We start from the raw sequence: 17,190 nt of genomic DNA on the forward strand, positions 1-17,190 counted from the left end.
TGATCAGTCTTTCTGTTTAAGGCCGGCCAAGGCCGTCAGCACTTCGGTCGCGATGATCTCCTTGCGGACATCACGGGATTCGATGGTGACGTCCGCCTCCGCATAAATCGGATAACGTTTCTCCATCAGGGCAGCGAGCGTTGCCTTGGGGTTTTCAGTCTTGAGAAGCGGGCGGTGGTCGCGCTTGTTGACCCTCTCCCACAGAACCTCGAGATCGGCCTTCAGCCACAGCGAAATGCCGCCGCGTCTGATGTGCGCTCGGGTATTGTCGTTGATAAATGCGCCGCCGCCGGTGGAGACGACCTTGGGACCACCGCGCAACAGGCGCTTGATGACCCGCGTTTCCAGCGCCCGGAATTCCTCCTCGCCATAGGTGGCGAAAAGTTCCGCTATCGTCATGCGCGATACGCGCTCGATTTCGACATCCGTATCGATGAAAGGAACCTTGAGCTGCTGGGCCACCATGCGGCCGACCGCCGACTTTCCAGCCCCCATCAGCCCGACGAAGACGATGTTGCGCCGTCCGAGCTTTGCCCGCGCTTGCTCCCCGAGTGTGGCCGGGACGGATAAATTCGTTTCATTCATAAATTTGAAAGCCCGTTTGGCATGGATATCTGCAAATGTTTACGAAGCGTCAAGCCAAATTGCTGACTGAATGGTGGTGAATCACAATCAACGCCGCATGCGGCGCGGGGTGGAGCGGGCATTTTGATCTTGTCGCCGCTTTCGCCGCACCGCATATAGATTTCGACTGCCACCCCACGGAGCCGCCATGCCAACCCTCTTCCGCTTCACGATGATACTGGCGACCATCGCGGGGCTGATCTATGGCGGCATGGTACTGCTCGTCATGTTCGTTCAGCCACGCGACCGCGAAGTGACCGTGCGCATTCCCTCCGAGCGGCTGAACCCACCCGCTACCGAACCGGCAAGGCGCACCCCATGAGCGGACAACCGACGGCAGGGCGCGACGGCGCGCGGCTTGAAAGTTTTCTGGAAATGATGAGCGCCGAGCGGGGTGCTGCCGCCAACACGCTCTCTTCTTATGAGCACGACCTTGCCGACCTGCGCGAATTTCTCGGCCGTCGCGGCCAGTCCCTGACGGAGGCGCAGACGCCTGACCTTTCCGCTTATCTGACCGATCTTGCCGCTCAGGGTTTCGCCGCCACCTCGCAGGCGCGGCGCCTCTCCTCCATGCGGCAGTTTTACCGCTTTCTTTATTCGGAAGGGCTGCGCGGCGACGACCCGACCGGCATCATCGATGCGCCCAAGAAGGGCCTCGCCCTGCCGAAGACGATGAGCGTGGCCGATGTAAACCGGCTTCTCGGGCTCGCGGCGCAGGAAGCGGCAACCACTGGCCCGGGCCAGCTCGCCCGCATCCGCATGCATCTGCTGCTCGAACTGCTTTATGCCACCGGCATGCGGGTCAGCGAGTTGGTTTCCCTTCCCGCCAAGGTGCTGCGCCAGGAAGGCCGCTTCCTGATGATCCGTGGCAAGGGCAACAAGGACCGCATGGTGCTTCTGTCACGCGCCGCCATTGAGGCGATGGAAAAATACGACGCCGCCAGAAAGGCGCTCTCGCAGGAGAAAAGCAAGGCCGCCGCTCCCCAGAAAAAAACGGAGACAGCTGAGAGCCCGTGGTTGTTTCCGTCGAACAGTAAGGAAGGTCACCTGCCCCGCCAGGTCTTCGCCCGCGACCTCAAGGACATCGCCATTCGTGCGGGCCTAACCCCGTCCGCCGTATCGCCGCATGTGCTGCGCCACGCCTTCGCCAGCCACCTTCTGCAGAACGGCGCGGATTTGCGCGCGGTACAGGAACTGCTCGGCCATTCCGACATTTCCACGACACAAATCTATACACATGTGCTGGAAGAACGCTTGCAAGAGCTGGTACAAACACATCACCCCCTTGCCAAACAGGGCAAAAACCTTGATTAGAGCGACCGGAACCGCCGGATAATCCGGCTCAAACCTTGCGCAAAACGATCGGAAACGGATCTCATGCACAATTATCTCGACTTCGAAAAACCTATCTCGGACCTTGAAGGCAAGATCATCGAGCTGAAGAAGCTTGCCGATGAAGACGAGAGCATAGACACCTCGGAGGAGATCAACCGTCTGGAATCGCGCGTCAACGATGCGATGCAGGACATCTATTCCAAGCTGAACGCCTGGCAGAAAACGCAGGTCGCGCGTCATCCGCAGCGCCCGCATTTCGTCGATTATGCCAAGGCCCTGTTCACGGATTTCACGCCGCTGGCCGGCGATCGCAAATTTTCCGAAGACGCCGCCATTCAGGCTGGCCTTGCCCGCTTCAACGGCCAGCCCGTCGCCATCATCGGCCAGGAAAAGGGCAACGACACCAAAAGCCGCCTGAAGCATAATTTCGGCAGTGCGCGTCCGGAAGGTTACCGCAAGGCGATCCGCGTTCTGGAACTGGCCGACCGTTTCTCGCTGCCGGTCGTCACCCTCATCGATACCGCCGGTGCTTATCCCGGCGTCGGTGCGGAAGAGCGCGGCCAGGCCGAAGCCATCGCCCGCTCGACGGAAATGTGCCTGAACGTGAAGGTGCCGATCGTCTCCGTCGTCATCGGCGAAGGCGGCTCGGGCGGCGCGATCGCCATTGCCACCGGCAACCGCGTTTATATGCTCGAACATTCGATCTATTCGGTGATTTCGCCGGAAGGTGCCGCATCCATTCTCTGGCGCGATTCGACCCGTGCCAAGGAAGCCGCGACCAACATGAAGATCACCTCGGAAGATCTGAAATCGCTCGGTGTCATCGATGGCATCATTCCCGAGCCGATCGGCGGCGCACACCGCGCACCGGAAACCGTTATCAGCGCGACCGGCGACGTCATCGCCAAGGCGCTTACCGATCTTTCCCAGCGTTCCGGCACACAGCTGCGCGCTGAACGCCGCCAGAAGTTCCTGGATATTGGCCGGAACCTCTAGAGCATTTCCAGTAAAAGTGCGCAGCGGTTTTACGTCCGGAAAATGCGTTCAAAGAAAAAGTTATATCACTTGGCGGTTCGAAGAACGGCCAAGTGATATAACTCCGGCCTTATTTTCCTTTGACATCGCCCCAACTCGGCCATAGTCCGGTCACATCAACGGATGTATCGGCGGCCGCGGGGGCGGATCCGATTTGAGTTAAGAAGATGTAAACGGTTAATACCGTATTTAAATTGCACGCGGAACGGTATAGAACTGCCACCGTTTCGTGCCATCGTCTTTCGGATCAGATCATGCGTTTGACACATTTTGCCCTTCTCGCCTGCACCGCGCTTATTCTCACCGGCTGCAACGATACGCTTGAAACCGTCGAACGCGACGTTTCCCACGTCAAGAACAAGGTCGATTACCCCTTGTCGCCGTCCATTCTGGCCGAGATCGACAAAAAGGGCATGGATCGTACCTCGCCGATCATGATCCGCATCCTCAAGGAAGAAGGTGCGCTGGAAATCTGGAAGGCCAAGCGCGACAACCGCTTCGACAAGATCGCCGAATATCAGATCTGCGCCTGGTCCGGTAAACTCGGCCCCAAGGTGAAGGAAGGCGACCGGCAGGCGCCCGAAGGCTTCTACAACCTGACGCCCGCGCATCTGAACCCGAATTCCAAATATTATCTCGCCATCAATACCGGTTTCCCGAACCGTTACGATGCCGCCAATGGCCGCAATGGCACCAACCTGATGATCCATGGCGCCTGCTCATCGTCAGGCTGCTATTCGATGACGGATGCGCAGATTCTTGAAATCTACGGTTTTGCACGGGACGCCTTTAAGGGCGGCCAGAAAACCGTTCAGCTGCAGGCCTTCCCCTTCCGCATGTCGGCGGAAAACATGGCCCGCCATCGCCAGAGCGAACATCTCGAATTCTGGAAGATGCTGAAGGTCGGTTACGACAATTTCGAAGTCACCAAACGCCCGCCGGAAGTGAATGTCTGCGAGAAGAAATATGTCTTCAACCAGCAGACGGAAGGCGGCAGCTTCAACGCCGCTGGTCAATGCCCGCCGATGAGCACGCCTCCGGCGCTCGTCAGTGCGCTTTCGAGCTATGAAAAGACCTACGATCTCGCCTATGCAACGGCGATGAAGAAATATGACGGTATGGCTTGGTATGACCCGAGCGAGGCCGAGCGCAAAGCGCTGGTTGCCGAAAAGCGCAAGGGTCGCGAACCTGCCTATGCACCGACCGGCTCGGCGTTGAAGGCCGGCAAGCTGATGAAAGAAACGGAATATGCCGCGCTGATGGAAAAGAAGGCGCAGCAGGTTACGTCATCCTCGCCGGCGACGACCGCAACCGCCTCCGCCCTGCGCGGCCCGCGTCCTTCGGCGGCCCAGCCCGCCACGGCCCCGCAATCGAACCCGGCGCCCGCAGCCCCGACCATGGTTGCAACGGCAGCGCCCGCAGCAGCAGGCCAGACCGGCGCCGCCCAGGGTATTCCGGTCCCGACGATGAACCCGCTCGCCTATTCCCCTGCCCCGGCACCGGAAGCGCCGGAAAAGAAGCCCTTCTGGAAGTTCTGGGCCAAGGAATGAGCGACACGGCCGATATCGTTTATGATTTGAGGGGGCTTAAATGCCCCCTTCCGGTTTTGAGAAGTCGCAAGAAGCTCGCCACCCTCAAGGCCGGCGACATCCTGACCGTCGAGACGACCGATCCGCTCGCCGTCATCGACATTGCTCATATGTGCAACGAGGACGGGCATCGGTTGGTTGAAACCGTTGTGGTGGACAAGGGGCATCGGTTTCGGATTGTGAAGGGCGGGCAAGCCGACATTTGACGGTGTCGGGCGGGGGTTACCCCCCTCTGCCCTGCCGGGCATCTCCCCCTCAAGGGGGGAGATTAGCAAGATTCGCCGTCGTCACTACATTCGCAACGGTTAAGATGGGCGAGACCTAGCCGCAAGTCGATCTCCCCCCTTGAGGGGGAGATGTCCGGCAGGACAGAGGGGGGTGAACCCCGCCCACAGCGTCACCAAAGCTGGCGCAAACCTCAAAACCGCAACCCCGAAACCGCCAACGGATTATCCGTCATCGCCTGTCTGTCCGGCCGGTCGATACCCGGTGTGCCAGTGAAGGCAGCAAACAGGTCCTTCACGAAAGCTTCCGGCAAATCCTTGGTGATCAGCACCATGCGCGTGCGCTGATCCGCCGGGTCTGGCCAGGCCGCAAGGCGTTCGGGCGTGTGGAAAATGCTCTGCACCCCATGCAGCACCAGCGGCCGGCCCGGATTATCCGACAGCTTGACGATGGCCTTCATGCGCAAGAGCTTTTCGCCATGGGCCGAGCGCAGCAGATCCACGAACATATCGATCGCCATCGGCTCGATCGGCTTGTCATGAATGATCGAGAAGGAGCGGATCGAGGCGTCATGCCGGTTCACATCATGATGATGATCGTGGCCGCCATGATGGTGGTGATGGCCGTGCGCGTGATCATCCTCGTGGTCATGGTCATGACCGGACTCTTCGCCCAGCCAGCGGCCGACATCGGCATTTTTGCTGGAGACATCATAAAGGCCATTATCGAGAAGCCCGGCGGCACTCCAGTTGGTTTTGTCGCCATCCTCGATTATCGCACGCGGGTTCAGCGCCTCAAGGCGCACCGTCAGTGCGGCAATCGTGGCAGCATCGGCAAGTGCCCGTTTGGTCATCACCAGCCTGTCGGCCACCGCCGCCTGCTTCACCGCCTCCTCGTGATTGTCGAGCGTGGACAGGCCGTTCACGGCATCCACCACCGTGATCATGCCGTTAAGCACGAAATTCTGCGCGATGACAGGATTGCCCATGACCGACTGCATGACGGGGGCGGGATCGGCAAGACCGGTCGTCTCGATCACCACCCGTTTGACCGGCTTCAGCTTGCCCGTCTGGATACCATCCATCAGTTCCGCCAGCGTATCCACCAGCTCACCGCGCACGGTGCAGCAGAGGCAACCCTCGGCAAGCTCGATGATGCCTTCGCCGGCGCTTTCGACCAGCATATGATCAATGCTGACATCGCCGAATTCATTGATGATGATCGCGGCATCGCTCATCTCAGGGTCTTTGAGAAGACGGTTGAGCAGCGTCGATTTTCCGGCGCCGAGAAAACCGGTGATGATGGAAACCGGGATGCGATCGCGAGACATGTCTTGCCCTGATGGTGATGGCCGCCCCGGCATGTCACAACGTTAGACAAGACCCGGAGCCGCACGGAACGAAAAGAAATCGCCCGGGGCTGGAAGCCACGAGCGACATCGTAATATCATAACATGATCAGGCTGCGAATACATAAACCGCATCGCGGCACCGGCCTTGAGGCCCGTTTCCGCTGATCAGAATGTCGATCGATCAGAATGTCGGGCGCGGGATCGGGATTGGCACATTGGCCAGCTGGCCCTTGGCGGCCGCACCCTTCGGCGTGTTGACCGCCACCGTCTCGCTGCCGGGAATGAGGCCGGCGTAGGAATATTCCGGCGGGCGGGTCATTTCCGTGACATAGGGCGAATGAATGACCATGCGGCCGGTTTCGTCGCGGCTTTCGCTGCGCACCTTGGCGGCCTTCGGATTGCAGATATCAGCGCTGACGTCATTGACTTCGCCGGTATCGCCATAGGGCGCCAGCGAGGCAAGCGAAACGCCCTGCCCGGAAGGTGCAGTCAATCCCATCTGCAACAGATCGGCCGACTGGTCGGTTCGTCCGGCAAGACTATCCGCGCCCAGCACGACGGTGATGACCGAACGGCCATTGCGCACGGCGGACGACACCTGGTTGAAACCGGAAGCGCAGATGAAGCCCGTCTTCATGCCATCCGCGCCATCAAAGCGGCCGACGAGCATATTGAAGTTGGCATAGTTCTTCTTGCCGGTGGTGACACCTTCCAGCGAGAAATAATGGGCATATTCCGGGAATTCCCGCTTGATGATCAATGCCAGAAGCGCAAGGTCACGCGCCGTCGTATATTGACCCTTGCCGGGCAGGCCGTTGGCATTGATGTAGTGGGTGGAGCTCATGCCCAGCCGCTGCGCCTGCGCATTCATCTGCGCCACGAAATTGTCGCTGGTGCCGCCGATTGTTTCGGCGATGGCCACGGCAATGTCATTGGCGGATTTGATTAGCAGCAGCTTCAGCGCGCTGTCCATCGTCAGCTTCTGGCCGGGCTTGAAATACATTTTCGAGGCCGGCTGGTCGGCGGCCTTCTTGCTCATCACCACTTCCGTCTGCGGGCTGATCTTGCCGGCCTTCAGCTGCGAAAAGGCGATATAGGCGGTCATCAGCTTGGTCAGCGAAGCGGGATACCATTTGCGGAAGGCTTCCTGGTGGGAAATCACCTTGCCGGTTTTGACATCCACCACCATTTTCGGATTGGCATTGGCCACGGGCGCCGCGGCAACGACGCCTGCGGTGATAATGGCAATGGCTGCGGAAAGCCGGCGTGCGGCGTTGGGCGATTTCACTGTGTTTGGCAAGGCTAGTCCTCGAATTCCCGTCTTCAGTCGGGGAATGGCAATATTCACCATATATGTCCTAGCAATGGCAAAGTACATTGATTACGTCAATTATGCGGCGCACTATCCACCACGGAGGATGGCTTTTACCACATGCCGCGCCGATGAACCCAGGAATGAGCGAATGCCGATTTTGAACAGAGCCGCCGAACTTCAGCAGGAAGTCAGCGAATGGCGGCGTCACCTGCACGAAAATCCCGAGATTCTCTATGACGTCGACAACACCGCGGCCTTCGTTGCGGACAAGCTGAAATCTTTTGGCGTTGACGAAATCGTGACCGGCCTTGGCCGCACCGGCGTCGTCGGCATCATCAGGGGCAATCTTGCCGGTGAACGCACCATCGGCTTTCGCGCGGATATGGACGCCTTGCCCATTCTCGAGGAAACCGGCAAGCCCTGGGCATCGAAAACAGCCGGTGCAATGCATGCCTGCGGCCATGATGGCCACACCGCCATGCTGCTCGGCGCGGCCAGATATCTCACCGAGACCCGCAATTTCGCCGGCTCGATCGCCGTGATCTTCCAGCCCGCCGAGGAAGGTGGCGCTGGCGCGCTTGCGATGGTCGAGGATGGCCTGATGGAACGTTTCGACATCGACGAAGTCTACGGCATGCACAATATGCCGGGCATTCCGCTCGGCGCCTTCGCCATCCGCAAGGGCGGCATCATGGCGGCGCCTGACAAATTCTCCATCACGGTCAAGGGCCGTGGCGGCCATGCGGCACAGCCGCACCGCACCGTCGATCCGATCACCATCGGCGCGCAGATCGTCGGCAACCTGCAGATGATCGCCTCGCGCAATGCCGATCCGATCCGTTCGGTGGTGGTCTCCGTCACCCGCTTCCACGCCGGCTCCAGCCACAACATCATCCCCAACGAGGCGCTGATTGCCGGCACGGTGCGCAGTCTGGATGAAACGGTGCGTGATCTCGCGCAGGAGCGCATCAAGCAGATGGCGGAAGGCATAGCACTTGCCAATGGCGCAGAAGCCGAGGTCGTTTATGAGCGCTATTGCCCTGTCACCTTCAACCATTCGGCCGAGACCGACCACGCCATCCGCGTCGCCCGCGATGTGGCGGGTGAACCGAATGTCGATCCCGATGTCGATCCCTCCATGGCAGGCGAGGACTTCTCCTTCATGCTGAAGGAAAGGCCGGGCTGCTTCATCTTCATCGGCAATGGCGATTCGGCAGGGCTCCACAACCCCAGCTACGACTTCAACGACGAGGCCATCGCCTACGGCATTTCCTACTGGGTGAAGCTGGCCGAACAGCGCCTGGCGAACTGACCGCCTGATAACGTGCAGAAAGCCGAGGAAGAGATCGACCGCGACGAAGAACGCGGTTGATCCGCAGGCATCGTCAGGTTAAAGAGCAATTCAGTGTCCACGTAGCTCAGCAGGATAGAGCACAGGATTCCTAAGGTGAATTGGGGGTTGCGCCCGGAAACGACGCAATCGATCTGCTCAAAGTCGGGGAAAGCTTCGCTGGTCTTCCAGCATGCCAATCCCGAGCCAAGCTCCGGAGAAATCCGGTGAAGGTGTAGAGACTGGATGGGCAGCACCTAAAGGCCGCAAGGTCCATGGTGAAGGGACAGTCCAGACCACGAACGTTCTGCCCGCCAGCGGCGGAACGGCGGCGAAAGCCGAAGCGGTATGAATCCTGGGGTCGGAGGTTCGAATCCTCTCGTGGACACCATTTTCCTGAGAACATTTTCATTAAGTAGTGGCTCCCTTGAGGCTATCGCGATGCCCCACAGCTAGGTTCTCCACTGTCGCGAGGAGAATGGTCGCTATCGCGTCCTCGGTCACTTCGATGCCCGCACCCTGCTCGATGGCCAATGCAGCACGGTCAAAGGCTGCCGAAAGAAGATCGGCTACAGCAAAAACCTTCGCCGGTTCAGCCGCGGGCGCCGCCTCGGTTAGCCCGGCAACCAACGTACGACCACCGTTGAGCAGGTCGATTTCACGCATTTGCGCGGGTCCGAGAACAGCGGGGGCATCGACAAGGAGCAGTTGGCAGCGGCCGGATAGTCGCATGGCTTGCATATATCCCCTCGCGCCCGCGATCAGCCTGTCGAGCGCAGTGCCTGTAGACGGCGAGGAAGCATCCACCGCCTCCGCAACGGCCTCAGCTTCAGCCTCGATCACCGCCCGAAATAGGGCCTGCTTGTCTTCGAACTGATGATAAAGCGCCCCACGCGAGACGCCGGCTTCAGCCGCGACTTGCGGCGTCGAGGTCGCCGCATATCCCTGCGCGACCAAAAGACGTCGTGCGGCTCCGATTAACGACGATCGCGTTTCATCGCTCCTTTGACGATTTGTTCGACGATTTTGTTGCATTCAGACAGCCTGTATGTTTATAACAATCATACAGATTGTATGTTATTGGATGGAGAATTCAAATGAAAATCACCAGCTACTATCCGGTTATCATGACGGAGAATGTGGGACAGACCGCCAAATTTTGGCGCGAACGATTTGGGTTTCAAACCGTATTCGAAAGCGACTGGTACGTGCATCTTCAGCATACAGCCGGGGCCGATGTGAATATCGCTATCCTTCAGAGGGACCATGAAACGATACCGTCCCCCGCTCGGGGTAAAAGTGTCGCCGGCCTGCTGATCAATTTTGAGGTCGACGACCCTGATACGCTCTATGCGCAGATGCGATCGGGGGGACTGCCTATTCTTCTCGAGCTACGGGATGAGCCATTTGGACAAAGGCATTTCATAACTTCAGATCCAAACGGAATCCTTATCGATGTTATTAAGCCCATTCCTCCAACCGCAGAATTTGCCGACCAGTATGTGGGATAGGTTTCGATTGCCCCAATATGGTTGGACATGATCTTTCCTAAGCACATAGATGCTTACGGCCATGGCCCCGATTTCTGTCTACGTCACTGCCACGCCTCGATCGGGGGCCTGGCGATCTGCCCACCGTTTATGGACAATCTGGCTTAATATGACATCGCCCCCCGCAAGAGCACCCATCCGCCCAGGTATTGTAGTCGACATGCAGGTCGACATCGGCTCCGACATTTTGCGAAGTCAGGATGTCGGGCTGACCTTGCCTATTGCCGTTGCTTCCCTCACCGGTCCAGGTATCAATCGTTTCGCCATAGAGACGCTGACGGAGAATACCAACTTCCCCACGCCGCTGTCCGTCGCAATATTTTTATATGACAAAGTCCCAAAGGACAGATGCTGCTCGTCTAAACTACGAGAGGGAATTTGCACGTTCCGTTTCTCGGTGTGAGGAGAACATCTGATGTATCTGACCAGAGAATCTGAGATCGCAATCGGTATTCTGACCAACTTTGTCCATGAGGCGGAGGAAGCCCATACGACGGGGAAGCTCGCTCATCGGCTTGGGGTCACAAAAGATCATGCCGCGAGGGTGGTTGCCATTCTCGTCAGAAACGGTCTGCTGCAGAGCAGGCGGGGGCGGACCGGCGGGGTCGTTCTCAACGTCGACCCGGAAAGTCTTTCCGTGGGCATGATCCTGCGGGCAACGCAGCCGGTTCTCGTGCGGCGCCCGCGCACACGCAATGCCAACCCTTCCGGCACCACAGGCATTTTCCACATGCTGGCGGAAGCAACCTCCGACTATTTCATCGAACTTGCGGACGCCTGCAAGATTGCCGATGTCGTTCCGACAAAGATCGGCAATTCACAGTGTCGTAGCCGGCGATTGGTGCCACCAGTACCAATCCCCGGCAGAGACTAAGGCTGTCAGCCGGTCGAATGCGACAATTTGAAATCATGTTGAGGAGAGTCGCATTTGATACGCATCGTCAGAGCCAAGCTGCACGGCATCACCGTAACGGGAGCCGATCTCGATTATCACGGATCCATCACGCTCGATCCCGAGCATTGTGACCTCGCCGGGATCAGACCTCTGGAATTCGTCGATATCTGGAACAAGCAGAGCGGCGCCAGAATTTCGACCTATGTGATTTTCGGCGAAGCCGGATCGAAATGCTGCATCCTGAACGGCGCTGCGGCGCGCACCTGCCAGCGTGGCGATCAGGTCATCATATGCTCATCGTCTTACGTTGAGGAGACGGCGCTTTATGACACCGCGCCGATGGTGCTGACGTTCACGCCGAAAAACGATGTGAAAGACGTTCTGCGTTATCGCGTCAAGGAAACGGCGCGGCGCCCCTTCGACTTCTTCATCGAGACCCTGCCGCACGCAGAAAACTCCGATATGGAAGACGATAGCGTTGTGGATCGCGCCATCGCCTGAAAAACCCGTCGGCTTTCTGCTAGCTACGGGTGTTAGACCGCCAGGCGACCAGAGGTTCCGGCCGGACATCGCCCGTCAGGGAGACCGTGGCCTGTTGGCTTGAAGCCAGCAGGCCACAATCAAGACAGCTGACCCGCAGGTTGCTTTCAGGAGCGATCAGATCGGCAACCGTGAAGCGATCGAGAAGACGGGCAAAAAAAGACGAGGTCGTCGAGACGATACGGCCAAGGAATGCTTCGGTTTCCGATTGAGGCGATGAAAGGGCGTCTGCGCCCTCCCCAAGCAATTCGGGCTGTACCAGCCGCAACACCTCGGTCAGTTTCACTGATCGCGGCTCCCTTGCCAGTTTCAGGCCGCCGCCTGGGCCCCGCTCGCTCTGCAGCAGACCGTTTCGCGCGAGCAACGCGACAACCTGATAGGTATGGTCTTTCGTCGCACCGATTTCCTGCGCGACCTTTTGAACCGATACGATTTCGCTCTCCCGCCGCGCGCATACCGCAAGGATGCCAAAGGCGATTTCAGTCTGCCGTTTCAGATGCATTGCTTGTGAACGTCCTCATGGCGAGTGCAGGGATCGCCGACCCGTTGCTCAGACTATCGTGTTACATCGCGTCATTCAATTGTTGCATGCCGGCGATCCGGCATGATGGATGTATCAGCCGGCCTCTTGCCTGACCCCGCGTGAGAGCCAGCGGTACAGGAACAGACTGCCCTTTACGGTCTCCTCGATAATCAGCGACAACCATACGCCCATCACCCCGAGATTGAGGAACAGGCAGAAGAACCAGGCCGTGGAAAGGCCAAGACCCCACGTCACGGTCAGGCTGACGAAAACCGGCCAGCGGACATCGCCCACCGCCCGCAGCGATTGAAAGAGGATCGTATTGAATGCAAATCCAGGCTGAATGAATATCGTCAGAAACAGCAGACTGCCGCACAATTCTATAACCGCGGGATTGTCGGTGAACAACCTGACATACGGAACCGATGCGAGCCAGATCAATGTGGCGATGGACGTCGTCGCGACTGCCGCGAGGCTTGCGGACCGGAGCGCCTGGCTGGTCGCCGCCTCAAGCCGCCGTTCACCGAAACGGTAACCGATCAGAACCTCGTTACTCTGGCTGATTGCCATGACGACAACAATCAGAAATGCCATGGCCAGCATCGTATAGGTGCGGCCCAGGACGGCCTCAACGCCAAATCTGGCAACCAGCCCCAGAAGAATGATCTGGTAAAAACTATAGGCAATGTAATCGGTCACGCTCGGCAAGGCGATTGCGATCATCCGGCGGGCAGTCGCAAGGCGCGAGATCGTATCGGCAAATGAGAACCGCAACCCCAATTTCCACATGAGAACCGGCGTCAGAACGGCTGTCGTCAGCACGCGAATACTGAAGGTGCCAAGTGCGGCACCCTTCACGCCCATACCCGGCAAGGGTCCGACCCCAAGAATAAGAATCCATTCGGCAAGAAGGTAAAAGGCTGACACGCCCACCCCGAACGCCAGGATCAACCTGCTGTGGCCGAAGGCGCGCAGACAGGCGAGCCCGGCGGCTACGAAGCCGTTAAAGACCATGCCGACCGCGACGATGTTCAGGTATAGGCCGGCTTCATCATTCAGGGAGGTCGATCCGGCCAACTGTTCGAGCACAAATGGACCGGCAACGATCAATGACAGGCCAAGTGCCAGGCCGACAAGCGTGTTGGTCAGGAGTGCCACCGCCACCACCTGCCGTGCCGCCTCCACCTCTCCCCGGCCAAGATGCCGGGAGATGACGATGACCGCGCCGATGCCGATCAGCCCGGACAATTCGAAAGCGATCATCATCACCTGTTTGGCGACGGCAACGGCTGCCGCTGCTTCTGCCGAATAGGCGCTTATGATCGCCGTATCGGCCAGATTGACGAAGAAGCTCAGCAGCGAATGAAGCAGGAGCGGAAAGCTCAGCTGGAACAGGGTGAGCTTTCCATGCGCATTGAAGTCTTCTTTATCGGCGGTTGCGGCGCCCTGTTCCATGGCGGTGATCCTGACAGACTTTATAGGCAGGTCAGGCGAAATTGCCTGACCTGATGCGCCGCTGCAATTGCCGTTCACGCCCCTGCACTCTGGTGTCGCTTCGCCCCCGTCCACTCTCCGATGGCTCGGCTTTGCCGTACTGCAGATCGATTATATGGCCAGCCAGCGTTTGCAGGGTCGGGAAACGGAAGAAATCCGTGACTTCCAGCTCGATGCCAAGCGCATCGCGAACCCTCGCGGGCATGGCGACGATCAGCAGGGAATCCCCTCCCAGCTCGAAAAAATTGTCGCTGACGCCAATATCCTCGCGCTTCAGCATTTTCTGCCAGAGTGCGTGGAGGGCCCGTTCGACATTGTTTGCCGGAGAAGCGATTTCGGAAGTCGCACGTTCCGAGCGATCCGGCAGCGGCAGCCGCTTGCGATCCACTTTGCCATTCGCATTCATGGGAAACTCTTCCAGAAGAATGAAATGCGACGGCACCATGTAACGCGGCAACCGAGCAGAAAGCGCCCTGCTGAGCCGGATACCCATGGCACCCTTGTCGACCTTGCCGGAACGATCCTCAAGGAGAACATAGGCCAGAAGCTGCTCCCTGTTCGCATCGAGCAGAACCAGAACCTGATCGACGCCCTCTTCTTCCTGAAGCAGGCTCTCGATTTCTCCAACCTCGATGCGATAGCCGCGCAGCTTGATCTGGAAGTCGGTTCGTCCGACGAAGTCCAGATTGCCGTCCGGCCTGCGCACGACAAGGTCACCTGTTTTGTAAAGGCGGGAGCCTGGCGTCAATGTGCAATCATAGGGATCGGGAACGAATTTTTCGGCCGCAAGCGCCGGCCGGTCCCAATAGCCGCGGCTCAGGCTTATGCCACCAATGTGCAGCTCTCCGGGCACGCCTTCGGGAACGGGATCCATATAGGCATCGAGGACGAGGAACGAGGTGTTATCCAGACGGCCGCCGATCGGCACCTTGCCGCTTCTGGAATGCGCCTCCTCTACCAGCAATGCACCAGCCCAGATCGTCGTCTCGGTCGGGCCATAGACATTCCAGAGAGAACCGATCTTTTGAATGAGCCGGCCGGCAAGCTGGGCATCGAGAGCTTCGCCACCGCATAGTCCGGTGAGGGATTTTTTTCCTTCCCAGCCGCTGTCCAGCAGCATTCTCCATGTGGCGGGGGTCGCCTGAAAATGCGAAATATCATATTCGCCGATTGTCCTTCCCAGTTTCTCGGGTTGAAGCAAAAGGTCCGGTTCGCGCATGACGGCCGTGGCGCCGACGCTCAATGGCCAGAGCATTTCCAGAACGGAGATGTCGAATGCCGGCGTCGTCACCGAAAGCATCCGGTCTCCAGCCCTTATGCCGGGCTGACGCGCCATGGACTGGAACTGATTGAGCAGGCCCGTATGCGTAATCGGCACTCCCTTGGGTCGCCCCGTGCTGCCGCTTGTATAGAGAATATAGATGTCACTGTTATCAGGCATTGCCGGAAGCCGGGCATCCGGCTGATCCTCAAGATGATGAGCGGGATCAATGCAGGTAATGCCGGGGAAAAGCCCCGCATTATCAGTCAGCACCAGAACCGCTGCGGCATCCTCCAGCACGTAACCGATCCTGTCTGCCGGGTGGCGCGGATCGATCGGAACATAGACCGCACCGGCCTTTATGATCGCAAGGAAAGATATGATGCAGCTCGCCTGCCCCGGCAGCGAAACCGCCACGCGCATTCCCGGTTTCACTGGCCGGTCCAGTGTCAGAAGCGCTCTTGCGAGATTATTCGACGCCTCTTCGAGCTGACTATACGTCCAGCTCCTGTCCAGGCATTCAATGGCAATCTTTTCGGGATGGAGACGTGCCGCACCGCTTATCAGGTCGTGCACCCCCTTGACCGGGAGAGGCCGCGCCACAAGCGCACCCGCCGACAGAAGACCCTCACGCTCGCCGGCGGAGATATAGTCGAAGGTCGGTAAAAGCGCGTCGGGGGAAGCAACGACCGACCGCAGCAGGTTTTCAAAATGCTCCAGCTGCCGCTCCATTCGCACCGCCTCGAACCGGCCGGACCGGTACTCGACGGTGACGAGCGCGCCCGATGCGCGCTCCATGATCATCCAGCTCATGTCGAGCTTTGCTTCCGCGACCGGTATCGCTTCCTGCCTCACCCACAGGCTGGCATTGCCCAGATCGAAGCCCTGCGCATTCTGCTGCCTGTAGCCCTGGGTCTGGACCTGAAAGGAAATCTGGAATGGCGAATTTTCCACCCCTTCACGGTTGCTGCCCAGCACATCCATCAACTCCGCAAAGGGATAGTCCTGATGTTCCAGCGCGTTGGCGAAATCTTCCTGTATGCGTCTCGCCCAGTCCCGGAATGACATGGCGGGGCTGAGATCATTGCGCAACACGATCGTATTGGTGAACAGGCCGATCAATCCTGCCAAATCGGGATCGCTCCGACCGGCAACGGGGACACACACAGCAAGGTCACGCCGACCGGTATAGCGATGGTGCAAAAGCTGGAAAACGGCGGCGAACACCACAAAGGTCGTCGTGCCGAGCCTGGCGGCCAGACCTGACACTTCCGCCATCAGATCCGGCGAAATCCCCTTCACCAGCGTTTCGCAGGCCATATCAGCCGTTTCATGGCGGGGATAGTCGGCTGGAAACTCCTGCGGCTCGAGATTTTGCAGCCGGTTGACCCAATATTGTTTTTGCCGCTCGTAATCCTTCGTGCCGGACCATTTTTGCCTGGCGCGGACAAAGTCGCCATAGGATCGCGGTAAGGGATCGAGGACCGGTTCCTGACCATTGGCGACCGCGGCGTAACACAACGAAAATTCGCGCATCAGAATGCCGCGGGACCATCCGTCGGCAACCGTGTGATGAAAAACGAACACGAGAATATGCTCGTTTTGTCCAAGCTGCAGAAGATGCGTCCGCATCAGCGGCGCTTTGGACAGGTCGAAAGCTGTGCGGGCGATCCGGCCTATGGCCTCGTCGCAATCGGCAGCAGACATCTTACGGCAATCGGAAACGACCAGTTCGGGCGCCATACTGCCGTGAACCTGCTGCCACGGCCTTCCTTCTTCGAGCGGAAACGCCGTGCGCAACGGCTCGTGCCGCGCGACGAGAATTTGAAGCGTGCGGATGATGGCGTCGTGGTCCAGCGGGCCATCAATATGCCACCTGAACGGAATGACATAGGCCGAACTATCAGGGTAGATCTTCTGCTGCAGCCAGAAATGCATCTGCGATGACGTCAGCGGCAATCGCCCGGCAGCCCCGGCGTTGCCGTCGTCAGGCGCAACATCCTGCCAGGACATGCCACGTGCTTCAAGCTGCGAGCGCAGCCGTGCCCGCTGCTCCGGGTCAAGATTTGCGATGCGGTTACGCAATAGAGCAATCGTCTCGGCATTCGACATCATCGCAAATC

General features: G+C 58.8%; 17 protein-coding genes. 10 read left to right on the forward strand and 7 right to left on the reverse strand.

Going from position 1 to position 17,190, the window contains the following annotated elements:
* Positions 1–3: 3 nt before the first annotated feature.
* The gene (locus O8B93_RS14635; RefSeq protein WP_269710680.1) at positions 4–585 is read right to left on the reverse strand and encodes a shikimate kinase; all 582 of its coding nucleotides are present in this window, start codon (positions 583–585) and stop codon (positions 4–6) included.
* A gap of 187 nt (positions 586–772) precedes the next feature.
* Here O8B93_RS14635 and O8B93_RS14640 point away from each other — a divergent pair, with 187 nt between their 5' ends.
* From O8B93_RS14640 to O8B93_RS14660, 5 genes are all read left to right on the forward strand, one after another.
* Positions 773–946, forward strand: coding sequence for a hypothetical protein (locus tag O8B93_RS14640; protein ID WP_006310359.1), 174 nt, complete (start codon positions 773–775; stop codon positions 944–946).
* Positions 943–1,938, forward strand: coding sequence for a site-specific tyrosine recombinase XerD (locus tag O8B93_RS14645; RefSeq protein WP_269710681.1), 996 nt, complete (start codon positions 943–945; stop codon positions 1,936–1,938). The genes O8B93_RS14640 and O8B93_RS14645 overlap by 4 nt, the downstream gene beginning before the upstream one ends.
* 63 nt (positions 1,939–2,001) lie before the next feature.
* Positions 2,002–2,955 carry an acetyl-CoA carboxylase carboxyltransferase subunit alpha gene (locus O8B93_RS14650; protein WP_269710682.1) on the forward strand — a complete coding sequence of 318 codons (954 nt, stop codon included), beginning with the start codon at positions 2,002–2,004 and terminating at the stop codon, positions 2,953–2,955.
* A 293-nt stretch (positions 2,956–3,248) separates the two neighbouring features.
* Positions 3,249–4,544 carry a L,D-transpeptidase family protein gene (locus O8B93_RS14655; protein ID WP_269710683.1) on the forward strand — a complete coding sequence of 432 codons (1,296 nt, stop codon included), beginning with the start codon at positions 3,249–3,251 and terminating at the stop codon, positions 4,542–4,544.
* Positions 4,541–4,789, forward strand: coding sequence for a sulfurtransferase TusA family protein (locus O8B93_RS14660; RefSeq protein WP_269710684.1), 249 nt, complete (start codon positions 4,541–4,543; stop codon positions 4,787–4,789). Before O8B93_RS14655 ends, O8B93_RS14660 begins: the two co-directional genes overlap by 4 nt.
* Positions 4,790–5,001: 212 nt before the next feature.
* Here O8B93_RS14660 and O8B93_RS14665 read toward each other — a convergent pair whose 3' ends face one another.
* Together O8B93_RS14665 and O8B93_RS14670 are read right to left on the reverse strand one after the other, a co-directional pair.
* Positions 5,002–6,138 (reverse strand): CobW family GTP-binding protein, encoded by a 1,137-nt coding sequence (locus O8B93_RS14665; RefSeq protein ID WP_269710685.1) that lies wholly within the window; start codon positions 6,136–6,138, stop codon positions 5,002–5,004.
* Between the two features lie 202 nt (positions 6,139–6,340).
* On the reverse strand, positions 6,341–7,459 hold the full coding sequence (locus O8B93_RS14670; RefSeq protein WP_269710686.1) for a D-alanyl-D-alanine carboxypeptidase family protein: 1,119 nt from the start codon (positions 7,457–7,459) through the stop codon (positions 6,341–6,343).
* A gap of 163 nt (positions 7,460–7,622) precedes the next feature.
* Between O8B93_RS14670 and O8B93_RS14675 the strand changes: the two genes are divergently transcribed.
* The gene (locus O8B93_RS14675) at positions 7,623–8,786 is read left to right on the forward strand and encodes a M20 aminoacylase family protein (protein WP_269710687.1); all 1,164 of its coding nucleotides are present in this window, start codon (positions 7,623–7,625) and stop codon (positions 8,784–8,786) included.
* 429 nt (positions 8,787–9,215) lie between these two features.
* Here O8B93_RS14675 and O8B93_RS14680 read toward each other — a convergent pair whose 3' ends face one another.
* Positions 9,216–9,839: a TetR/AcrR family transcriptional regulator gene (locus tag O8B93_RS14680; protein WP_269710688.1), complete on the reverse strand. Its 624-nt coding sequence runs from the start codon at positions 9,837–9,839 to the stop codon at positions 9,216–9,218.
* Positions 9,840–9,901: 62 nt separating this feature from the next.
* On the opposite strand from O8B93_RS14680, the gene O8B93_RS14685 reads away from it, so the two are divergent.
* The 4 genes from O8B93_RS14685 (at position 9,902) to O8B93_RS14700 (ending at position 11,750) form a co-directional block, all read left to right on the forward strand.
* Positions 9,902–10,315 carry a VOC family protein gene (locus O8B93_RS14685; RefSeq protein ID WP_269710689.1) on the forward strand — a complete coding sequence of 138 codons (414 nt, stop codon included), beginning with the start codon at positions 9,902–9,904 and terminating at the stop codon, positions 10,313–10,315.
* 199 nt (positions 10,316–10,514) lie between these two features.
* The gene (locus O8B93_RS14690; RefSeq protein ID WP_269710690.1) at positions 10,515–10,757 is read left to right on the forward strand and encodes a hypothetical protein; all 243 of its coding nucleotides are present in this window, start codon (positions 10,515–10,517) and stop codon (positions 10,755–10,757) included.
* A 12-nt stretch (positions 10,758–10,769) separates the two neighbouring features.
* Positions 10,770–11,228: an Rrf2 family transcriptional regulator gene (locus O8B93_RS14695; RefSeq protein ID WP_269710691.1), complete on the forward strand. Its 459-nt coding sequence runs from the start codon at positions 10,770–10,772 to the stop codon at positions 11,226–11,228.
* Between the two features lie 54 nt (positions 11,229–11,282).
* The gene (locus O8B93_RS14700; protein WP_269710692.1) at positions 11,283–11,750 is read left to right on the forward strand and encodes an aspartate 1-decarboxylase; all 468 of its coding nucleotides are present in this window, start codon (positions 11,283–11,285) and stop codon (positions 11,748–11,750) included.
* Between the two features lie 19 nt (positions 11,751–11,769).
* On the opposite strand, the gene O8B93_RS14705 is transcribed toward O8B93_RS14700, so the two are convergent.
* The 3 genes from O8B93_RS14705 to O8B93_RS14715 all read right to left on the reverse strand — a co-directional run bounded on the left by O8B93_RS14705 (position 11,770) and on the right by O8B93_RS14715 (position 17,182).
* Positions 11,770–12,291: an Rrf2 family transcriptional regulator gene (locus tag O8B93_RS14705; protein ID WP_269710693.1), complete on the reverse strand. Its 522-nt coding sequence runs from the start codon at positions 12,289–12,291 to the stop codon at positions 11,770–11,772.
* 114 nt (positions 12,292–12,405) lie between these two features.
* Positions 12,406–13,767, reverse strand: coding sequence for an MATE family efflux transporter (locus tag O8B93_RS14710; RefSeq protein ID WP_269710694.1), 1,362 nt, complete (start codon positions 13,765–13,767; stop codon positions 12,406–12,408).
* A 31-nt stretch (positions 13,768–13,798) separates the two neighbouring features.
* Positions 13,799–17,182 (reverse strand): non-ribosomal peptide synthetase, encoded by a 3,384-nt coding sequence (locus O8B93_RS14715; RefSeq protein ID WP_269710695.1) that lies wholly within the window; start codon positions 17,180–17,182, stop codon positions 13,799–13,801.
* Between the last annotated feature and the right edge of the window lie 8 nt (positions 17,183–17,190).

The sequence above is a fragment of the Martinezella rhizogenes genome (assembly GCF_027460065.1).
Taxonomy (GTDB): Bacteria; Pseudomonadota; Alphaproteobacteria; order Rhizobiales; family Rhizobiaceae; genus Agrobacterium; species Agrobacterium rhizogenes_C.

Bases quoted from the DNA above. Each gene is read 5' to 3' on its own strand.
- O8B93_RS14635 (WP_269710680.1), bottom strand. From the start codon at position 585: ATGAATGAAACGAATTTATCCGTCCCGGCCACACTCGGGGAGCAAGCG.
- O8B93_RS14640 (WP_006310359.1), top strand. From the start codon at position 773: ATGCCAACCCTCTTCCGCTTCACGATGATACTGGCGACCATCGCGGGG.
- O8B93_RS14645 (WP_269710681.1), top strand. From the start codon at position 943: ATGAGCGGACAACCGACGGCAGGGCGCGACGGCGCGCGGCTTGAAAGT.
- O8B93_RS14650 (WP_269710682.1), top strand. From the start codon at position 2,002: ATGCACAATTATCTCGACTTCGAAAAACCTATCTCGGACCTTGAAGGC.
- O8B93_RS14655 (WP_269710683.1), top strand. From the start codon at position 3,249: ATGCGTTTGACACATTTTGCCCTTCTCGCCTGCACCGCGCTTATTCTC.
- O8B93_RS14660 (WP_269710684.1), top strand. From the start codon at position 4,541: ATGAGCGACACGGCCGATATCGTTTATGATTTGAGGGGGCTTAAATGC.
- O8B93_RS14665 (WP_269710685.1), bottom strand. From the start codon at position 6,138: ATGTCTCGCGATCGCATCCCGGTTTCCATCATCACCGGTTTTCTCGGC.
- O8B93_RS14675 (WP_269710687.1), top strand. From the start codon at position 7,623: ATGCCGATTTTGAACAGAGCCGCCGAACTTCAGCAGGAAGTCAGCGAA.
- O8B93_RS14680 (WP_269710688.1), bottom strand. From the start codon at position 9,839: ATGCAACAAAATCGTCGAACAAATCGTCAAAGGAGCGATGAAACGCGA.
- O8B93_RS14685 (WP_269710689.1), top strand. From the start codon at position 9,902: ATGAAAATCACCAGCTACTATCCGGTTATCATGACGGAGAATGTGGGA.
- O8B93_RS14690 (WP_269710690.1), top strand. From the start codon at position 10,515: ATGCAGGTCGACATCGGCTCCGACATTTTGCGAAGTCAGGATGTCGGG.
- O8B93_RS14695 (WP_269710691.1), top strand. From the start codon at position 10,770: ATGTATCTGACCAGAGAATCTGAGATCGCAATCGGTATTCTGACCAAC.
- O8B93_RS14705 (WP_269710693.1), bottom strand. From the start codon at position 12,291: ATGCATCTGAAACGGCAGACTGAAATCGCCTTTGGCATCCTTGCGGTA.
- O8B93_RS14710 (WP_269710694.1), bottom strand. From the start codon at position 13,767: ATGGAACAGGGCGCCGCAACCGCCGATAAAGAAGACTTCAATGCGCAT.
- O8B93_RS14715 (WP_269710695.1), bottom strand. From the start codon at position 17,182: ATGATGTCGAATGCCGAGACGATTGCTCTATTGCGTAACCGCATCGCA.